The sequence below is a fragment of the Pseudomonas sp. S2_E02 genome, from assembly GCF_054668355.1.
Window position 1 is genome coordinate 1641547 of sequence record NZ_CP162761.1, and the last position, 17333, is coordinate 1658879.

General features: G+C 59.5%; 13 protein-coding genes, 1 pseudogene and 1 riboswitch. Of the genes and pseudogenes, 11 read left to right on the forward strand and 3 right to left on the reverse strand.

Annotated features, from left to right (window positions below):
* Nucleotides 1-279: 279 nt before the first annotated feature.
* From AB4O01_RS07400 to cobM, 10 genes are all read left to right on the forward strand, one after another.
* Complete coding sequence (locus tag AB4O01_RS07400) at nucleotides 280-1032, forward strand: 2OG-Fe dioxygenase family protein (protein ID WP_186624549.1); 753 nt, start codon at nucleotides 280-282, stop codon at nucleotides 1030-1032.
* Nucleotides 1032-2312: a hypothetical protein gene (locus tag AB4O01_RS07405; RefSeq protein WP_460091178.1), complete on the forward strand. Its 1281-nt coding sequence runs from the start codon at nucleotides 1032-1034 to the stop codon at nucleotides 2310-2312. The genes AB4O01_RS07400 and AB4O01_RS07405 overlap by 1 nt, the downstream gene beginning before the upstream one ends.
* A complete protein-coding gene (locus AB4O01_RS07410; protein WP_460091179.1) occupies nucleotides 2309-4729 on the forward strand; it encodes an ATP-grasp domain-containing protein in 2421 nt (806 codons plus the stop codon). Before AB4O01_RS07405 ends, AB4O01_RS07410 begins: the two co-directional genes overlap by 4 nt.
* On the forward strand, nucleotides 4726-5643 hold the full coding sequence (locus AB4O01_RS07415) for a sugar phosphate isomerase/epimerase family protein (RefSeq protein WP_099756449.1): 918 nt from the start codon (nucleotides 4726-4728) through the stop codon (nucleotides 5641-5643). The genes AB4O01_RS07410 and AB4O01_RS07415 overlap by 4 nt, the downstream gene beginning before the upstream one ends.
* On the forward strand, nucleotides 5633-6325 hold the full coding sequence (locus AB4O01_RS07420; RefSeq protein ID WP_093430896.1) for an AzlC family ABC transporter permease: 693 nt from the start codon (nucleotides 5633-5635) through the stop codon (nucleotides 6323-6325). Before AB4O01_RS07415 ends, AB4O01_RS07420 begins: the two co-directional genes overlap by 11 nt.
* A complete protein-coding gene (locus AB4O01_RS07425) occupies nucleotides 6318-6644 on the forward strand; it encodes a hypothetical protein (RefSeq protein WP_093430893.1) in 327 nt (108 codons plus the stop codon). Before AB4O01_RS07420 ends, AB4O01_RS07425 begins: the two co-directional genes overlap by 8 nt.
* Before the next feature lie 34 nt (nucleotides 6645-6678).
* Nucleotides 6679-6900, forward strand: a riboswitch (cobalamin riboswitch).
* 123 nt (nucleotides 6901-7023) lie between these two features.
* Nucleotides 7024-7221 carry a CbtB domain-containing protein gene (locus AB4O01_RS07430; protein ID WP_093430890.1) on the forward strand — a complete coding sequence of 66 codons (198 nt, stop codon included), beginning with the start codon at nucleotides 7024-7026 and terminating at the stop codon, nucleotides 7219-7221.
* Nucleotides 7222-7232: 11 nt separating this feature from the next.
* Nucleotides 7233-7931: a CbtA family protein gene (locus AB4O01_RS07435; protein WP_093430887.1), complete on the forward strand. Its 699-nt coding sequence runs from the start codon at nucleotides 7233-7235 to the stop codon at nucleotides 7929-7931.
* A complete protein-coding gene (locus AB4O01_RS07440) occupies nucleotides 7928-8341 on the forward strand; it encodes a cobalamin biosynthesis protein (protein ID WP_003225490.1) in 414 nt (137 codons plus the stop codon). The genes AB4O01_RS07435 and AB4O01_RS07440 overlap by 4 nt, the downstream gene beginning before the upstream one ends.
* Before the next feature lie 81 nt (nucleotides 8342-8422).
* The gene (gene cobM / locus AB4O01_RS07445) at nucleotides 8423-9169 is read left to right on the forward strand and encodes a precorrin-4 C(11)-methyltransferase (RefSeq protein WP_320336643.1); all 747 of its coding nucleotides are present in this window, start codon (nucleotides 8423-8425) and stop codon (nucleotides 9167-9169) included.
* A 144-nt stretch (nucleotides 9170-9313) separates the two neighbouring features.
* On the opposite strand, the gene nfuA is transcribed toward cobM, so the two are convergent.
* The 3 genes and pseudogenes from nfuA to AB4O01_RS07460 form a co-directional block, all read right to left on the reverse strand.
* Nucleotides 9314-9898, reverse strand: a complete 585-nt coding sequence (gene nfuA, locus AB4O01_RS07450; protein WP_007912592.1) for a Fe-S biogenesis protein NfuA — start codon at nucleotides 9896-9898, stop codon at nucleotides 9314-9316.
* Nucleotides 9899-9955: 57 nt separating this feature from the next.
* A pseudogene (locus AB4O01_RS07455) lies at nucleotides 9956-10977 on the reverse strand (acyltransferase family protein).
* Between the two features lie 184 nt (nucleotides 10978-11161).
* Nucleotides 11162-13444, reverse strand: a complete 2283-nt coding sequence (locus AB4O01_RS07460) for a fatty acid cis/trans isomerase (protein WP_460091180.1) — start codon at nucleotides 13442-13444, stop codon at nucleotides 11162-11164.
* 155 nt (nucleotides 13445-13599) lie between these two features.
* Between AB4O01_RS07460 and metH the strand changes: the two genes are divergently transcribed.
* Entirely contained in the window at nucleotides 13600-17310 is a 3711-nt protein-coding gene (metH, locus tag AB4O01_RS07465) for a methionine synthase (protein WP_460091181.1), read from the forward strand.
* The last annotated feature ends 23 nt before the right edge of the window (nucleotides 17311-17333 follow it).

The following is a 17333-nucleotide window of genomic DNA, read 5'->3' on the forward strand; positions in this document are numbered from 1 at the left end:
TGCGAACACTTCTCACTTAATAAGTAGTTGTAAGTTATGTCTTACATGCCCTATCCGTTAAATTAAAAAACCACCACCGAGTTAAACCCTGAAATAGAGCGGCTGCGCGCATTTGATTACATATCTTTACAAAAACCAAATTGATAAATCAATACAAGATATGAACGATGAGTTCGCACAAGGACTATGAGTCTCTCAAGAAAGGATTTCTTGCATGGCTGATTATTATCAGTATTTGATCCTGCCTATTTCTTTCCTGCACCCATGGGTATCCACAACATGAGTGCCGGTAACGCGTTACGGCTATCAAGTGATGCCGGACTAAAGGAACTTTCCGAACTACTGCGCAATTGCCACTATGCGCACAGTGCCCACTATCCAGCATTGGATGTTGCGCTGCTGGGACGCGAAGCATGCAGGGCATTCAATGCGACCTGGGAGCATTTGCATACCGATGCGTATCTCAGCGCAGAGAACGGTCTTCGCGAACGACGTATCTGCAAGTTCCAGTATCGCCAACGGGAACGCCAGTGGACGGCGCTACAAGACTGCCACTTTTTTCAAGCCGAGACCGACAACCCGCTGTTGGGCGGGGTGCAGCGCACCTACACCCGCTGCGAGGCGACGTTCATTGACTCCCCGATTCTACAGACACTGCTGGCCGCCGACCTGGCACTGCTGGACATGGCGCTGGGCCCGCGCGACTGGCTCGTGACCTGCCATCAGTTCCGTATCCTCTGCGATCAAGGCAATGCTGGCCAGGCCACTCCTGAGGGCCGACATCGCGACGGGCACGATTTTGTCTTTCAACACCTGATTCAACGTCAGCATGTCATCGGTGGCGAAAGCCGGATATTTGATGAAGAAGGTGGCCAAGTATTCAGTGCAACTTTGACTGACTATCTGGAAACCGTCGTCTTGAATGACCGAATACTTCTGCATGAAGTTTCCCCACTGCAAACATCGAGCATTAATTCGGATCGCGGCAGTCGCGATATGTTGATTATCGACTTCGACCTGGCGGACTACTAATGAATCATTCGACTCATGCACTTTCAGTCAGTACCCCACTCGCGCATAGCTTCATCATTGAACAGTTTCAACAGGCGTGCGCACGAAGAACTTCCACACTATCGCTGACCGCCAATGAAAACATATTGTCCGAGACTGCACGCACGCTAGGACAGAATCGCCATTACGAGCGTTACTTGTTCAATGCACAGGCCATTGACGGTCAATGCTATGCCGCCGAATTCAATGGTATGCAGGTCGAACACTTCCCCGAAGTCGAAACATTAAAGGCTTTGGCGACCCAAGCCGTGCAGGCAATGTTCAACGCGCCGTTCGTCGAATACCGTGTGCTCTCCGGCGTGCACTGCACGCTGAGCGTGCTGGCCGCCCTGACCGAGCCGGGCGACTGCGTATTATCACTGGCGCCCGAAAGCGGCGGGCATTTCGCAACCGGGCCTCTGGTGCAGAAGATGGGCCGGCACAGCGTCTTTTTGAAACTGACGGCTGACGGACAAATTGATCTCGGGGACGTTGATCGGCAACTCCAGTCGTGCGGTCTACAACCGGCAGCCGTACTGCTCGATCATGGTCTGACCACACGGGTAATCGCCCTTAAACCACTGCGCGCGCTGCTGAACCGCCGGGGCTTTGAGCGGACACTGATCATCTACGATGCGTCGCACACTCTGGGCCTCATCGCCGGGAAGGCCTTTCCCAATCCGCTTGACGAGGGGGCGGATATTCTTCAAGGCAACACCCACAAATCCCTGGCAGGTCCGCACCGGGCACTGATCGTCTGCCGGCGTGCCGATCTGGCCCAGCGGATCGAGCAAACGCTCAGCGATGCGCTGGTGTCCTCGCCCAATCTGCCCGGTCTGCTGCAACTGTTCGTCAGCCTGCTGGAAACCCAGCGCTACGGCCAGGCCTACGCCCAACGCATGTGCGCCAATACTCGCCAGTTGCACGACGCACTCGCCGACCTGCCGGGCTGGACGCTGCACCCCTCCGACACGCACCTGCTGTTGCTCGAAGGCGAACGGGCCCGGCAAGCGGCGCAGCAGCTCAATGAACTGGGGATCCGGATCAACAATAAACAGATCAATGGCCGCGACTGCCTGCGCTTCGGCCTTCAGGAAATCACTCGTCTGGGCATCAGCAGCGAAGACCTGGATGCCTTGGCGCACATCATTCGCAATGTCTTGAGCGGTGGCGCCTACAGCGTGGACCGGATTCGTCTGGCTCACATTTGCCAACGCCTGAACCGGGTCCACTACAGCTTCGATCAGGAGGTTGACGAATGAGTGCTGCGGCCTGCCTGATCATCGGCAATATTCGTGACGGAGAATACGAGGGCCTGATTGCCGAGGGCATCACCCCTTTGCTGATTGCCGATAGTCGCAAAACCAGCAAGATCGCCGATGCGAAACAGATCTCTCCGGTGGCGCTGTACGACTTTTCCAGAGGGCTGACCGCGGATCTGATCCAGCTGACGCAGCAGTTGCTGGACGAGCATGGCTTCACCAGTGTCCTGAATTTCCGTGAAGGCTATGTCGCGATCACGGGGCGGCTGTGTGCGGCGCTGCCGGCGCTGGCCCACTTGCACCGTAACGTGGAAAACACGCTGGACAAGGTGCTGCAACGCCAATGCTTCCAACAGTCGCGCAACCTGGATCTGCACGTGGTCTCTCGCCAGGTTCGTATCGACGACCTGCTGGCGCGCCCGGGCGATCTGCCCTATCCGTTCATCCTGAAGCCAGCGAACCTTTACAGCAGCCTGTTCGTACGCTGCATCGACGATCAGCAGGATCTGCTCGACTACGCCCGTCATGAATGGCCGGCGCTGCAGCGCTATGTGGCGGGCAAAAGCCGCGAAACCGATCAACTGCTGCTGGAGGAATTTCTCCAGGGCTCCAACCATTCCATCGACTGCACGATTGCCGCCGATGGCACGATCAGCAGTTTTCCGATCGTCGATGTGATTGCCGGCGTCGATATCGATCGCGGCGACTTTCACCATTTCGCCCGCTACACGCCGTCGCTGCTGGAGCCCGACGCAGCGCTGAAGGAGCGTTGCCATCGCCTGGCCCATGACGCCGTGAAAGCGTTAGCGCTCAAAGGCACGTTTGCCCATGTCGAGTTCATTCTCACCCCCCGCGGGCCAAGAGTCCTCGAAGTCGGCGCACGCCCCGGCGGCAGCCGGATTCATGTGATTCGCCAAGCCTGGGGGCTGGCGCTGGATGTCTGCTACCACCGCGCGCTGTCCGCCGAGCCTCTGCCCAGCGCCAGCGAAGCGCCGGATGCGTTCGGCATCGCCACCCCTTTTGCCCGCACAGACCGGCTCTATGACGGACTGCACGGCGCCGACCGGATCTGCCGCTTGCCAGGTTTCCAGCGTTGGTACGCCTACGTCACTCCGGGCGAAGCCATCGGACCGGTCAGCAACGGTTTTCAGAACTACCTGTACATCGAGTTCAGGCAACCCGACACCGCCCGCCTGCGACAATCCTTGCTCGCCGTCAGCGACATTGATGTCTACGGCGAGCAGCCCACGGCGGCGAACACCAAACACATTCTGCTCATCGGCGGGCGTGATTCGGGACTGGATTGGGATACTGCGCGGCAGTTTCGATTTACTCTCGTCCAGCAACCCGGCGAGTTATCTGACTATCAGCGCGAGCGCGCAACGCTACTGCTGACGCCTGACATCGCCTATCTGCCGGCCTACAGCACGATGGTAGAACGGCTTCACCGGCAATCGCCATTCGATGCCGTGGTTTCGTTTTCGGAACTGGGCCTGTTGCCCGCGTCACGCTTGGGCGAACGTCTGGGCATCGTCCACAACAACCTGCGCAGTGTGGAAGTCAGTCGCGACAAACTGCTGTTTCGCCAATTGCTCAAAGGCAGTCGCTACGAGTTGCCCACTGCCGCTATCAACCATGGTGCCGAGGCTCGCGCTTTCGTGCTGCGCCATGGCCCGGCCATCGTCAAACCCGTCAACGGTTCGGGCAGTCAGGGCGTCTATGCCATAGACAGGCCCGAGGATGTCGAACACCTCTCGCTGGAGGGAAACAATCTGATCGAGGCCTTCGCCAGCGGCGACGAATACAGCGTTGAATCCCTCAGCCTGGATGGCCAGCACCGGATTCTCGGCATCACGCGCAAATACACCAGCGGTGCCCCCGGTTATGTCGAAACCGGGCATGACTTTCCTGCCGGGCTCGACGAGAAAACCGCCGCGCAGATCGAAGAAGCGGTGCTGTGGCTGCTCGGGCGAATGGGCAACCGCTGGGGCCCGGCCCACACGGAAATCAAGCTGGACGGTTCACGCCTGCAATTCATCGAAACCCAGACCCGCTTCGGCGGTGACCAGATCTGGGAGATGGTCTGGAAAACCACAGGGGTGCATTTGGCAGCCAGCACCATCGCCGCGATGGCCGGCACGTCACTGCCGACGCCCGAGAAAACCTACGCCAAAATGGCGATCCGCTACATCGAGGCGGCCCCGACCGCCGATCCGCAACAGCTCCAGGCACGCCTGCTGCAACACCCGTTTGCATTACGCGTGAACCTCAACCCCGACAAGTTCGGCCAGAGCATCAGCCGTTCCGCAGACCGCCACGGCTACACGCTGCTGGGCTGCAGCGACGCCGACGACCCGGCGGACTTCAACGCCGCGATCACCCACCCAGAGTTCACTACGCAAGGACCAGCGCAATGACCCGTAAAGACCCGCTATATCACATCGAAGGCCCGATCAGCGCTCACTTCCCGATGATCTCCTTTTCCACCAATGTCTACGACAACCCAGCAGACATCCTGGGTTCGATCACCGATCTGGCCAGACATTTCCAAGCGGTCGAGTTCGAGATCGGCGAAGACGCCGAAAAAACCTTCTGGTCGCTGAGCGCCGAAGACCGGTCTGAGCTTGCCGGGAAAATCCGCAGCTTCGCCGAACACAATGGCATCACGCTGACCGTCCACGCCGGATGGTGGGGTCGCCAGTACAACCTGTGCTCCCCGGATTTGACCGAACGTGCCCAAGCGGTGGACTGTCTGAGTGCCGCCGTGGAGTTTTCCCACGAGGCCGGCGCCACCAGCGTCACTTTTCATCCCGGCTACAAAGATCAACTGGAAAACGGCGAACTGCTGGACAACCTGATAGTAGCGATCAACCAGGTGACCAAGCGCTGCAACACCGATGGCATCGCCCTGTGCCTGGAGAACATGGGCGGTCAGCGGCCGAAATTCCCGGTCTTCACCGTCGAGGAACACCTGCGCTTTCACAAGGAGACCGGGTGCTTCGTGACCATCGACGTGACGCATCTGTGCTCACTGCTGCCGTATGGTGAAAGCCTGTTCAAAGCCATTGCCGATCTGGCGCCGGTTACCCGGCATCTGCACATTGCCGACCTCAACAACACCCACCATCAACATCTGCCGATTGGCGAAGGCAACTTGCGCCTGAGCGATGTGCTCAATCGCTTCGCGGTCAACGGCTATCGGGGGGTGGCCGTGGTGGAAGAGTTCATTCCGCGCTTCTCCACCGAGTACTACCTGGAAAAAGCCCTGGCCTACAAGAACGGCGTAGAGCAATTGCTGGCCGGCTCGCGGCACAGCACTCATGCTGGTTGAGTCGAACCTGGCAAAACCGGCGTCGCGCAGCGAGATCGCGACCGGTATCCGCGATGCGCTACCGTTCGTCTTCTCGCTGCTGCTGACCTTCACCCTGATCGGCATGCTCGGGCGCCGCCATGGTCTGGATCTTCCGGCCATGGTGGTTTTCAGCGGTACGGTAATGGCCTCGCCGTTGCAACTGACGCTGCTGGAAACCCCCGCGCACCTGCTTAACGCCTTTGGCGTGCTGGTCTCGGCGCTGAGTATCAACTTGCGTTTTCTGGTCTTCACACTGAGCCTGAAATCCAGCCTCCAGGGCCCGGTCAAAGCGTTCGTCCCCGCCCTGGCGGTGATGGCAAATGCGGCTTTCACGTTGATGTCGATCCGCAAGGATCAGCAACCGATCAGCCGCCCGTATGCCAACACCGTGTGCTTTCTGCTGTACGCCGCCGCCCTGCTTGGCACCGTGGTCGGGTACTGTTTCGCCAGCGTGGCCGACAACGCAGTGATGGATCACGTCAGTGTGGTGATCGCGATTTTCATCAGCGCTTCGCTTGGCAAGATGGCCCGCGACCGTCACAGCTTCCATGCGCAATGGATTGCCGGCCTGGCCACCGCCGCGAGCTTGTTGTGGCTGGGCGAGGTCAGCTTGCTGCTGGTGCTCGCCATCACCGTTCTGACGAGCTATGTCTATGATTGAACCTGGTACTTTCTGGCTGTACGTACTGATTTGCGCGCTGGTTTCGATCGTCTGCCGCTTGCTGCCGCTGGCCGTCGATGTCGAACGGCTTTCGGCAACTGCCCGCGCTTTCATCGATCGTCTGGGAAAATACACATCGGTGGCGATGCTCGTCAGCCTGCTGGCGGTCTCACTCTATCCTTTGGCCAGCCAGCACCTGGCGGCCATGCCATGGATCCTGCCGGTGGCGTTGGCGTGGCTGCTGAGCCTGACGCGAATCAAATCCTATTATGCGTTCCTGATGGCGCTGGGGGTGTACGTCCTGCTGATCATGCGCTAGGCGTCGATTGACTCAAATCCCCCGCCCATGCTCTCCTACACAACTTGTTACGGGTGCCCTTCACAGGGTGAAACGGGAAACCGGTGAATCATGTGCTTTACTCAAGCCCATGTCAGTCCGGTGCTGCCCCCGCAACGGTAAGCGAGCGAAGCGTCAAAACCACTGTGCCAATACGGTATGGGAAGGTGACGCTTGCAGGTCGGCCTGACGCCAGCCCCTCGTGAGCCCGGAGACCGGCCCGCAACACACAGCCCGCATTTGTGCGGCGCTGCACATAACAAACCCGCGGTGGGCGGGCGCTGTTCGAACCTCTGCGAGCCCGACCCGCAGGGGTTTTCATGCGCTCTATTCACCCGCTGACACTCCAGAGGGAAGCGCCATGTCGATTATCAGCAGCACCGGCAGCAACACGGACAAAATCGCCAGCACCACCACCCTGAGCCAACGCCTGACCGCCGCGATCTTTGCATCGATCCTCGGCGCCAGTCTGGTTTACTTTGCCGGTTTCTCGCACATCGAAGCGGTACACAACGCCGCCCACGATACCCGCCACAGCGCCGCGTTCCCGTGCCATTGAGACCTGCCGACATGATCAAGCGTATCGCGCAAACTGCAGGTTTCTCTGGTCTGCTGGCCGCCCTGCTCCTCACTCTGCTGCAAAGCTTCTGGGTTTCGCCGCTGATTCTGCAGGCGGAAACTTTCGAGAAGTCCGAGCCGGTGGCGGTTCACGAACACGCCGCTGGCGTGGCTGCGCACACCCATGATGCCGAGGCCTGGGAGCCGGAAGACGGCTGGCAGCGCGTAGTCTCGACCACTGGCGGTAATCTGGTCGTAGCCGTCGGTTTCGCCCTGATGCTCGCCGGCCTCTACACCCTGCGCGCGCCGACCAAAACTTCGCAGGGCCTGCTCTGGGGCCTGGCCGGTTACGCGACGTTCGTGCTTGCTCCGACCTTGGGCCTGCCACCAGAACTGCCGGGCACCGCTGCGGCTGATCTGGCTTCGCGGCAGACGTGGTGGATCGGCACGGCCGCTTCGACGGCTGTAGGTCTGTCGCTGATCGCGTTCAGCCGTCACTGGCTGATGAAGGTCCTCGGTGTGGCCATCCTCGCTGTGCCCCACGTGATCGGCGCACCGCAACCGGAAGTGCATTCGATGCTCGCCCCCGAAGCACTCGAAGCTCAGTTCAAAATCGCTTCGCAGTTGACCAACGTGGCGTTCTGGCTGGCCCTGGGCCTGATCAGCGCTTGGTTGTTCCGCCGCAAAAGCGCTGGTCAATACCACGCATGACCGATGACCGCGCAGCGCCGACCTTCGTGGTCGGCCTGGGCTGCCAGCGCGGCTGCCCGGCCAGCACGCTGCGCGCGTTACTCGATCAAGCGCTACAGGCGCATCGCATTGAGCTTGAGGCGGTGAAAGCGTTGGCCAGTATCGACTTGAAGCGCGACGAGCCGGGCCTGCAAGAACTTGCTGCACAACTGGCCCTGCCCCTGCTGTACTTCAGCAGTGACGAACTGGCCAGCTACCAACAGCGGCTCAGTCACCATTCACAGATTGCTTACGAACGCACCGGTTGCTACGGCGTCGCCGAAAGTGCCGCGCTTGCGCTCGCTGAACAGCTGATTCAAGCGCCGGCAAAACTGCTGATCTCCCGGCAAAAATACGCTCAGGCCACGCTGGCATTGGCCGGCGCGGCGTAAAATCCCGATAATCCCCGCCATTGATCATGAGCGTTGTTCATCTGCAACGCAGTCGTGCCCTCTTTTACTCAGGATTCAACGATGACCGTCTACTTCATTGGCGCCGGCCCCGGCGACCCGGAATTGATCACTGTCAAAGGCCAGCGGCTGATTCGCAGTTGCCCGGTGATTATCTACGCAGGTTCGCTAGTGCCGGCGGCGGTACTCGACGGCCATCAAGCCGAAACAGTGGTGAACAGCGCCGAATTGCATCTGGAACAGATCATCGAATTGATCAAGACCGCGCATGCCAAGGGTCAGGATGTGGCGCGGGTGCATTCCGGCGATCCGAGTCTGTATGGCGCGATCGGCGAGCAGATCCGTTATCTGCGTGAGCTGGATATTCCGTTCGAGATCATTCCCGGCGTGACGGCCACCGCAGCCTGTGCGGCGTTGCTTGGCGCGGAATTGACGCTGCCGGACGTGTCGCAAAGCGTGATTCTGACCCGCTACGCCGACAAAACCGCAATGCCGGCAGGCGAAGAGCTTGGCAGTCTGGCGCAGCATGGCGCGACCATGGCGATTCATCTGGGCGTTAATCATCTGGATAAGATTCTGGCCGAACTGTTGCCGCACTACGGCGCGGATTGCCCGATTGCGGTGATTCACCGAGCAACATGGCCGGATCAGGATTGGGTAGTCGGGACACTGGCGGATATCGCCGGAAAGGTCGAGGCCAAAGGGTTTCGGCGTACGGCGTTGATTCTGGTGGGTCGGGTATTGGGCAGTGAGGTGTTCAGCGAGTCATCGTTGTATCGCGCTGGGCATGCGCATCTCTATCGCCCATGAAGCCGCCTTCGCGAGCAAGCTCGCTCCCACATTTGGAATGCGATCAAATGTGGGAGCGAGCTTGCTCGCGAAGGCGTCGGTACATGTCACCCATAAAAAAACGGCGCTCACGGGGCGCCGTTTTTCATGTCCGCAGCGAACACCTTAGTAGTAGGCGTTTTCTTTCTGCGTGTGGTCGGTCACGTCGCGAACGCCTTTCAGCTCCGGAATACGCTCGAGCAAGGTGCGCTCGATGCCTTCCTTCAAGGTTACGTCCGCCTGGCCGCAGCCCTGGCAACCGCCACCGAACTGCAAAACGGCGATGCCGTCTTCAACCACATCGATCAGGCTGACCTGACCGCCGTGGCTGGCCAGCCCCGGGTTGATTTCGGTTTGCAGGTAATAGTTGATGCGCTCATTGACCGGGCTGTCAGCGTTGACCATCGGTACTTTGGCGTTCGGCGCCTTGATGGTCAGCTGGCCGCCCATGCGGTCGGTGGCATAGTCGACAACGGCGTCATCGAGAAACGCTTCGCTGAAGTGATCGATATAAGCGGTGAAGCTTTTCAGCCCCAACGCGGTGTCTTCAGGTTTTTCTTCGCCCGGCTTGCAGTAGGCAATGCAGGTTTCAGCGTACTGGGTGCCAGGCTGGGTGATGAAGACGCGGATGCCAATGCCCGGGGTGTTCTGCTTGGAGAGCAGATCAGCCAGGTAATCGTGGGCGGCGTCGGTAATGGTAATAGCGGTCATGGAAACTCCTCGCAGGCTTGGGCGCAGTTTACGCCAATCATTGCGCCGGACAAAGTCCTAGTATTTTTGTCGGGAAAGATTCTCGTCCGGCTCCATGTCAACCCGCGCCTTGAGCCAATGGTAGCTGCGCTTTTCCACCCATTCGTAGCTCAACCACGAGCCAACGCCAATCGCCAGCGCGCACAGGGCAAACATCAAATACGGGTTGATCGCGTAGCGCTGCGCGATAAATCCCCCCGCCGACAGCACCAGCACGTGCATCAGGTAAACCGAATACGAGCAATCGCCAAGCAGTTTGAGCATTCGGCTGCGCTCGACATAACGCTCAAGTGAGATACACGCCATGACCAGCACTGCACTCGGCACGCCCCAGTTCAGCAGCCTTGGCGCCGGTGCCAAGTGATAGATCGTCAGCAACGCCGCGACGATGGCCACTAGCGGCAGCCACAGTCCCGCACCGATCCAGCCCCGCCGATAGAGCATGCCAATGCCGATCCCCAGCAGAAACTCATAAACGATGTCCGAGCGATAGAACGCGCTGACCCAGCCAAACCCGGTCCAGGCCTGACACACGGCAAACAACAGCGCCGCGACCACCAGCAGGCGCACCTGCAAACGAAACAGCAGCGCCCAGGCAAACAGCACGTAGAAAAGCATTTCGTAATTCAGTGTCCAGCCGACATTTAACGTCGGATAGATACCGTAGCCGCCAGGATTCTCGGTAGGAATGAACAGCAACGACAGCAGCAGATGGCCCCAGTCCACCGTCTGATCCGGCAGCAAAGGTTGGGCGAACACCACCAGCAGCGCCATCAGCAGCGTGTACAGCCAGTACGCCGGGACGATGCGAAACAGCCGGTACAGCAGGAAACGCGCGGGCGGCAGCGGTTTGTTTTCGGTCGAGAGGAAAATCACCAACCCGCTGATGACAAAGAAAATGTCGACGCCCACCGCGCCTTTGTCGATAAAGAACTGGCCGACCGGTCCGCGCGCCTTGAAGTCAAAAAAATCTGCATGAAGTGGTGGCACACCACCGTCCACGCGGCCAGCGCACGCAGGGCTTGCACTGAAATCAACATCACCTGCTCCCGATCACAATTCCTGAATCCACCTCAGATCCCTTGTAGGAGTGAGCCTGCTCGCGATAGCGGAAAATCAGGCACTAGAGATGTTGAATGTACCGCCGCCATCGCGAGCAGGCTCACTCCTACAAGGGTTTGGTTGTGTTGCTTCAAGTTGGGACAGCAGGCCAATCTGAAACGATCAAAGATTCTCGTAGCGGTTCATGTCCAGCACGCCCTCTTCCACCGGGTCGGTTTCGTGCAGGTATTGGCTCAGATCGTGGAAATAGAACCAGAATTGCGGGTGACTGCGCCGAATACCCCAGCGTTCGACGATTTTTTCGAAACGATTGGCGTCCTTGGCGTTTTCCATTGCATCGACAAACTCCGGCACCTGATCGGCCGGGACATTAAAGATGAAGTTCGGATAGCTGCTGAGCACGCCCGGGTAAATGGTGATCGTGTCCAGCCCGGGCTGATAGCGCAGCGACTCACCAAGCAGGAACGCCACGTTGCTGTGCGCGCGGTTGCGCAACAGGCTGTAGACCTCGCGTTTGCCGTTGGCGGTTGCAATGCGCAGCATGGTGGCTTCCGGCAGTTGGTCGATGACCTTCAAACCGGCCGCCGGACGCGAGGTCAGGCGGCTCAGCGCCTGCTCGGCATTTTGCAGGGCCGGGTCAATATTCGGCCGCGAGCAGTAAGCCCCATCGCAGCGGTTGATCGGATCCGGGTGCGCATTGAGATCACCATAACGCGCCAGCAACTGCATGGCGAAGTCGTATTTCGGGTCTTTCTCATCAAGTTTCAGTGCCGTCGGCTTGTCGTCGTCGATCGCTTCGTAATCGAGCCACATCTTGAACTGGCCGCTGTTCTGATACCAATCGTCGAGGTAATCCTCTCGGGAGTCGGCCGGCATCAGGCGCAGGAAGTTTTGCTCGGCGCCATTGCGGATCAAATCGAAATACAGACGGGTTTGCGCCTGATGCGAGACGTTGCCGAACACATCGAAGTTGACTGCCAACTGGTAATAGGTGCGCTCCAGCAGCGGATAGTCGAACAGCCACATCGTCTGCGGCACCTCGCCGATCAGGCCTTTGGTCACCGAGGCGCTGTCGAAGTGGCGGAAAATGCTCAACAGCGCGTTGTCGTTGCCGGCCCACAGGGTCGACCAGCTGGGCGCCGGCAAATCAGCGTAGCTGTCGCGGCGCAAGGCTTCGTATTCGTTTCGTTTGTCACGGTAGTTGCGCCACAGGCTCAGTACGCTGCCGACGTCATCGTTCTGCCCGGGCATGGCCAGCAACGGCGTGGCCTGGCCGCGATAGTTCGGGTCAGTGATATAGAGGTCATGTTCCGGCGCCTGGAACAGCGCCCAGAAGTTGTCACGGATCACGTCGGTGGCGATCGGCCCACGGCACACCGGGCCGCGAATGAAGGTGCGGACAAAGTATTCGGCGTTGTCGAGCATGAACTGATAACGCGCCTGCGCCGGAATCGCTTCAAATGTGGCGAACGGGTTGGCGCGGCTCTGCGGGCCGTAACCGGGCAAGGCATTAACCTGCCAGTTACCGCTATAGAACAGACTTTTGACCCGCGCCATTTTCGCCGCGCTCAACGGATAGGTGATGTGGGTCTTGTGCACGATCACCCCTTGCACCGGCCACAAGCGGTAATACACCTGAGTGCCCGGATCATCGTTGGGGCGACGGGTGGCGATCAGGTCGATCGGCTGCCCGGTCGGCGTGCGCGAACGTACCCACTGGAAATAATGGCCCGGCTCGCCGTCCTTGAAATAGATATGCGCAAGGTACCAATGCTCGTACAACCAGCGACCGACCAGACTTTGCCGCGCGCCGGGAGTGTTGAGCAGGTTTTCCCACTGGACGATCTGCAGCGCCTCTTTGGTGCTTGGCGCCAGGCCTTGTTCGTCAATCGGCGCACCCGAGGCCAGCCAGCGCTGCAGCGTCTGATATTGCTGATCGGTCAGCCCGGTGACTGCCAGCGGCATGCCTTCTTTCGGATGCGCGCCGGCGTAGCCTTCGAACTCGGCGGGCATCGCGCACAGGTTTTCGCGGTTCAGACCCAGCACGATGTCTTCCGGGAGCTTGGCGTTCGGCGTCAGTGGCGTCTTGTGCCCAAGTTCAAGCATGCGCGCCATCAGCGCAGCCTGGCTGCCTTGGGCATCGAGCACCGAATAGAAGTCTTTTTGCTGCCAGGCACGTTTACCGAAGGCATCGTAAAACAGTCGGGTGGTGGGTGCCGCTTGTGTGCGCTCGCCATCGTAGACCGGCATTTTGCTCGCACCACGGGCCGCGCCCTCACCGCTGCCCAGATTCAACTGGCAGGCCGAGTCATAACACGCATGGCAGGCCACGCACTTCTCGGTGAAGATCGGTTGGATATCACGGCTATACGAGATCGTGGGTTCCTGCGCAACGGCGCCCCAGCTTAAAAGCAGCAAAAAAATGCTGATGACGCGGTACGACATGCCCTTGATCCCGATCCTGAAAAAAACGCCGCGATTCTACAGTATGACGCTCGTACCAACATGAGCGATATTCATGCAAAAGCCCAACATGCTCTAAAAGCGCACAGGTTTGCTATGATCCCGCTCCTTCGTAATGGTCTTTCCGAGTAGTCCAAATGTCCGATCGCAGCGTCCGCCTTCAAGCTCTCAAGCAAGCTCTCAAAGAGCGCATCCTGATACTCGATGGCGGTATGGGCACGATGATCCAGAGCTACAAGCTCGAAGAGCAGGACTATCGCGGCAAACGCTTCGCCGACTGGCCGAGTGACGTCAAGGGCAACAACGACCTGCTGGTCATCACCCGTCCGGACGTGATCGGCGGCATCGAGAAAGCCTATCTGGATGCCGGCGCCGACATCCTCGAAACCAACACGTTCAACGCCACGCGTATTTCCATGGCCGACTACGGCATGGAAGAACTGGCCTACGAGCTAAACGTAGAAGGCGCACGTCTGGCCCGCAAGGTCGCTGACGCCAAGACCGCCGAGAACCCGGCCAAGCCGCGCTTCGTCGCCGGCGTGCTCGGCCCGACCAGCCGCACCTGCTCGCTGTCGCCCGACGTCAACAACCCGGGCTACCGCAACGTCACCTTTGATGAACTGGTGGAAAACTACACCGAAGCCACCAAAGGCCTGATCGAAGGCGGCGCGGATCTGATCCTGATCGAAACCATTTTCGACACCCTCAACGCCAAAGCGGCGATCTTCGCCGTGCAAGGCGTGTTCGAAGAGCTGCACATCGAACTGCCGATCATGATTTCCGGCACGATCACTGACGCCTCCGGCCGGACCCTGTCGGGGCAAACCACCGAAGCGTTCTGGAACTCGGTGGCGCACGCCAAGCCAATCTCCGTTGGTCTTAACTGTGCGCTCGGCGCCAGTGAGCTGCGTCCGTACCTGGAAGAGCTGTCGAACAAGGCCAGCACCCACGTTTCCGCGCACCCGAACGCCGGCCTGCCGAACGAGTTTGGCGAGTACGACGAACTGCCGTCGCAAACCGCCAAAGTCATCGAAGAATTCGCCCAGAGCGGCTTCCTCAACATCGTCGGCGGTTGCTGCGGCACCACCCCGGGGCACATCGAAGCCATCGCCAAAGCCGTCGCCGGTTACGCGCCGCGTCAGATTCCGGACATTCCGAAGGCCTGCCGCCTCTCGGGTCTGGAGCCGTTCACCATCGATCGCAACTCGCTGTTCGTGAACGTTGGCGAGCGTACCAACATCACCGGTTCGGCCAAGTTCGCCCGTCTGATCCGTGAAGACAACTACACCGAAGCCCTCGAAGTCGCCCTGCAACAGGTCGAGGCCGGCGCGCAGGTGATCGACATCAACATGGACGAAGGGATGCTCGATTCGAAGAAGGCCATGGTGACCTTCCTCAATCTGATCGCCGGTGAACCGGACATCTCCCGCGTGCCGATCATGATCGACTCGTCGAAATGGGAAGTGATCGAAGCCGGCCTCAAGTGCATTCAGGGCAAGGGCATCGTCAACTCGATCAGCATGAAAGAAGGCGTCGAGCAGTTCATCCATCACGCCAAGCTGTGCAAACGCTACGGCGCGGCCGTGGTGGTGATGGCGTTTGACGAAGCTGGCCAGGCCGACACCGAAGCGCGCAAGAAAGAAATCTGCAAACGCTCCTACGACATTCTGGTCAACGAAGTCGGCTTCCCGCCGGAAGACATCATCTTCGACCCGAACATCTTCGCCGTCGCCACCGGTATTGAAGAACACAACAACTACGCGGTGGACTTCATCAACGCCTGCGCCTACATCCGCGACGAACTGCCGTATGCGCTGACCTCGGGCGGCGTGTCCAACGTGTCGTTCTCGTTCCGTGGCAACAACCCGGTGCGTGAGGCGATTCACTCGGTGTTCCTGCTGTACGCAATCCGCGCCGGCCTGACCATGGGCATCGTCAACGCCGGGCAGTTGGAGATCTACGACCAGATCCCGCAGGAACTGCGCGACGCCGTTGAAGACGTGATTCTCAACCGCACGCCGGAAGGCACCGACGCCCTCCTCGCCATCGCCGACAAGTACAAGGGCGACGGCAGCGTCAAGGAAGCCGAGACCGAAGAGTGGCGCAGCTGGGAGGTCAACAAGCGTCTGGAACATGCGCTGGTCAAAGGCATCACCACGCACATCGTAGAAGACACCGAAGAATCGCGTCAGTCGTTCGCGCGCCCGATCGAAGTGATCGAAGGCCCGCTGATGTCCGGCATGAACATCGTCGGCGACCTGTTCGGCGCCGGCAAAATGTTCCTCCCGCAAGTGGTGAAATCCGCGCGAGTGATGAAGCAGGCGGTGGCGCACTTGATCCCGTTCATCGAACTGGAAAAAGGCGACAAGCCGGAAGCCAAAGGCAAGATCCTCATGGCAACCGTGAAAGGCGACGTGCACGACATCGGCAAAAACATTGTCGGCGTGGTGCTCGGTTGCAACGGCTATGACATCGTCGACCTTGGCGTGATGGTCCCGGCAGAGAAGATTCTGCAGGTCGCCAAAGAACAGAAATGCGACATCATCGGCCTCTCCGGCCTGATCACGCCGTCGCTGGACGAAATGGTTCACGTTGCCCGTGAAATGCAGCGCCAGGACTTCCACCTGCCGCTGATGATCGGTGGCGCGACCACTTCCAAAGCGCACACGGCGGTGAAGATCGAGCCGAAGTACAGCAACGATGCCGTGGTCTACGTGACCGACGCCTCCCGTGCAGTGGGCGTGGCGACGCAGTTGCTGTCGAAAGAATTGAAGGCCGGTTTCGTCGAAAAGACGCGTCTGGAATACATCGATGTGCGCGAACGTACCTCGAACCGCAGCGCCCGCACCGAGCGCCTGAGCTACGCAGCGGCCATCGCCAAGAAGCCACAGTTCGACTGGGCCAATTATCAGCCGGTCAAACCGACCTTCACCGGCAGCAAGGTACTGGACAACATCGACCTCAAGGTCTTGGCCGAATACATCGACTGGACGCCGTTCTTTATCTCTTGGGACCTGGCTGGCAAGTTCCCGCGCATCCTCGAAGATGAAGTGGTCGGTGAGGCCGCCACCGCGCTGTACAAGGACGCGCAGGAGATGCTCGCCAAGCTGATCGACGAGAAGCTGATTAGCGCCCGTGCGGTGTTCGGCTTCTGGCCGGCCAATCAAGTACATGACGACGACATCGAACTGTACGGCGATGACGGCAAGCCATTGGCCAAGCTGCATCACCTGCGCCAGCAGATCATCAAGACCGACGGCAAACCAAACTTCTCGCTGGCTGACTTCGTAGCGCCGAAGGACAGCGAAGTGACCGACTACGTCGGTGGTTTCATCACCACCGCCGGCATCGGCGCCGAAGAAGTGGCCAAGGCTTATCAAGACGCTGGCGACGACTACAACTCGATCATGGTCAAAGCCCTGGCCGACCGTTTGGCCGAGGCCTGCGCCGAGTGGCTGCACCAGCAAGTGCGTAAAGAGCACTGGGGTTATGCCAAGGACGAAGAGCTCGATAACGACGCGCTGATCAAAGAGCAATACAGCGGCATCCGCCCTGCTCCGGGTTACCCGGCGTGCCCGGATCACACCGAGAAAGCGGCGCTGTTCGCCTTGCTCGATCCGCAAGCCGAAGAAATGCGCGCCGGTCGCAGTGGTGTGTTCCTCACCGAACACTACGCGATGTTCCCGGCGGCTGCGGTCAGCGGCTGGTACTTCGCCCACCCGCAAGCGCAGTACTTCGCCGTGGGCAAGGTCGACAAGGATCAGGTGCAAAGCTACACCTCGCGCAAAGGCCAGGAGCTGAGTGTGACCGAGCGCTGGCTGGCGCCGAACCTCGGCTACGACAACTGAAACCCGCCACGGATCTGGGAGCT